The 2,880-nt window shown below is 53.0% G+C and carries 2 protein-coding genes; both read left to right on the forward strand.

Going from position 1 to position 2,880, the window contains the following annotated elements; translation table 11 throughout:
• Positions 1–1,469, forward strand: a 1,469-nt coding sequence (locus ACXRVY_RS22730; RefSeq protein ID WP_458238296.1) for a glycine cleavage T C-terminal barrel domain-containing protein, incomplete at its 5' end; no start/stop codon positions are given.
• 61 nt (positions 1,470–1,530) lie between these two features.
• On the forward strand, positions 1,531–2,448 hold the full coding sequence (folD, locus tag ACXRVY_RS22735) for a bifunctional methylenetetrahydrofolate dehydrogenase/methenyltetrahydrofolate cyclohydrolase FolD (RefSeq protein WP_223457184.1): 918 nt from the start codon (positions 1,531–1,533) through the stop codon (positions 2,446–2,448).
• The last annotated feature ends 432 nt before the right edge of the window (positions 2,449–2,880 follow it).

The following is a 2,880-nucleotide window of genomic DNA, read 5'->3' on the forward strand; positions in this document are numbered from 1 at the left end:
GCCCTATCGTGTACACCCCGGACGGCCTTCCCCTCCTCGGCCCCGTGCACGGTTACGACAACTACTTTGCTTGCGCAGGGTTCAGTTTCGGAATCACCCAGGGCGGCGGCGCAGGCCGTTATCTTGCTCAGTGGATCATCGACGGTCACCCCGAGGTTGAACTTTGGGAGCTGGATTCCCGTCGCTTTGGCAGCTACGCGAACCTTTCCTACACCGTCACCAAATCGCTTGAGCTGTACGCCAACGAATACCAACTAAGCTGCCCGAACGAATACGCGATGCGCCCGGCGTGTCGCGAAGTGAAGACCACGCCGATTTACGAAATCCTCAAACACAAGAATGCGGTGTTCGGCGCTTATTACGGCTGGGAGCGTGCCAGCTGGTTTGCACAATCTGCCAATGCCCCAGTCGAGAACTTCAGCTACAGCCGGGGCAATTGGGATGCAGCAGTCCGGTCGGAATGTGAAGCGGTGCAAAATCGTGTGGGTATCCTCGATCTGAGTGCCTTCACAAAATTCGAGATCTCTGGAAAGGATGCTCGTTCATTTCTGGATCGGATCAGCCCCAACCAGGTTCCTGCCAAATGCGGGGATGTGGCTCTCGCCCATGTGCTCACCCCATCAGGAAGCGTGGCGTGGGAATTCTCCATGACGCTCCTGGAAAGCGGCGCGTTTTACCTGATGTGCCCGGCGGCTTGTGAGTTGCTGATTGAAGATTGGTTACGGCAACGGGCAGCGAAATACGCAAATATCTCCATCGCGAATATCACCAGGGACTGGGGCACGCTCATCCTGGCTGGTCCTAGAGCAAGAGAGGTGCTGTCAAAACTCACCGACACCGATCTGAGTAATGAAGCATTCCCCTGGTTTACCGGCCAGGAGATCCAGGTCGTTGGCGCTCCCGTACGCGCGTTGCGGATGAACTTTGTCGGCGAATTGGGATGGGAACTCCACCATCCACTCCAACACCAGCAGGCACTTTACGAAGCACTCGTTTGGGCGGGTGAAGCGCATGGGATCGTCGACTTCGGACTGAGGGCCATGGACTCGATGCGCATCGAAAAGGGCTATCAAATCTGGGGCCGCGAGCTGACAACCGAGTACTCGGCGCTGGCTGCCAACATGAGCTACTTCATCAAGACCGATAAAGGTGATTTTGAAGGGCGTGCGGCAGTGCTGGCAGAAAAAGAGAAACCGAGYACCCACCGTCTCGTGCTGATGGAAGTGCAAGCGGGCCCTGCTGATGCATTGGGTAGTGAGCCAATTTTCCATCAAGGGAAACTGGTAGGGCTTACCACTTCAGGAGCCTATGGTTATCGCGTTAACAAGAGTTTGGCCATGGGCTTTATCAAGCGCGAACTCGCGTCCCTGGATACTGAACTCACCATCAAAATTCTGGGTGAAGAATGCTCCGCGAAAGTCATTCGTGGATGCCTTTACGACCCGAAAGGTGAACGCCTGAAATCTTGATCATGCAACTGCCTCCAAGAACGTGGAGGCAGCTTTCTGACCGCTAATGGGGTAGGACGAAATGACCATTACACAATCTTTGGATAACGCGCCCAATCCGGAGGCCTCCATAATCGATGGGAAGGCGTTTGCCGAAATCTTGCGCAAGAATGTCGCCGTCGGTGCAAGGGCCTTCAGGGAAAAACGCGGCAGAGCACCCGGGCTGGCTGTCGTACTAGTCGGGAGCGATCCTGCCAGCCAGGTTTACGTGAAAACCAAAATGAAAAAGGCGCTTGAGTCCGGGATTGACTCGTTCCCTCACCTACTCGAAAGCGATACATCCGAAACGGACCTGCTGAACCTGATCGATAAGCTGAACAATGACCGCTATGTGCATGGGATTTTGGTGCAGCTTCCGCTGCCCGCCCATATCGATGAGTCGAAGGTTATTGCGGCAATTAACCCGGCCAAAGATGTCGACGGTTTCCATCCGATCAACGTGGGTCTGCTGGGTCAGGGTAAAGCCAAACTGATTCCGTGCACTCCTCTGGGATGCCTGATGATGTTGAAGGATCAGATCGGTGACCTTAGCGGTAAAAAAGCGGTAATTGTCGGCAGGTCCAACATCGTCGGAAAGCCAATGGCGAATTTGCTCTTGCAGGAAAATTGCACGGTCACGATTGTGCATTCCCGAACACGAGATCTCATCGCTGAATGTCGTCAGGCCGACATCCTGGTGGTAGCGATTGGACGGGCGGAATTTATTGATGCAAGGGCGATCAAGCCGGGTGCAGTGGTCATTGACGTTGGTATCAACAGAGTCGAGAAAAACGGAGTTTCGGTTTTAGTCGGTGATGTCGATTTCGACTCTGCCAAGGACATCGCGGCGGCCATGACTCCAGTTCCTGGCGGCGTTGGTCCTATGACCGTTGCTTGTTTGATGAGAAATACTCTGACAGCTGCAGAGGCGATTGAGAGTAATACTGCTGCACAGTTTTGATAACGGGTAGATCACCGCCAACAAGGCTCAGCTGAACACAAAACTTGCTCAGTTACTGACCATTGCATTGCAAGCCCTGTATTCCGTRGTGTTCGGGCCATTATMCACAGGTATATCCCCGCTTTTTGTGGATAGCTTTTGGGCGAATATGAACACTCGTAAGAAACGCAGAGCAGAACTACCGATACACGGAGAGTTTCCGTCGGCGTTATGTGGACAAGTTGATGGACAAGCTGTCGATGATTCGTAACCGAGGAACTCTTCAGATACACAAAGTGCCAACACAAGAAAAAAAACGTCGTCCTAAAGACCGCACTACAGAGTGATAAAGCTGAAATTAGCTCTAAACGAAGCGGTGAGGATTCTACTGAGAGCCAGCCGTTTTGTAGGAGTAAAAACGCAATAAAATAAAAAGGGGTCGCGAGATAAAAT

This window comes from Pseudomonas sp. P5_A2_2, from assembly GCF_054177685.1.

Coding starts and splice junctions, on each gene's coding strand:
- folD (WP_223457184.1), top strand. CDS start 1,531: ATGACCATTACACAATCTTTGGATAACGCGCCCAATCCGGAGGCCTCC.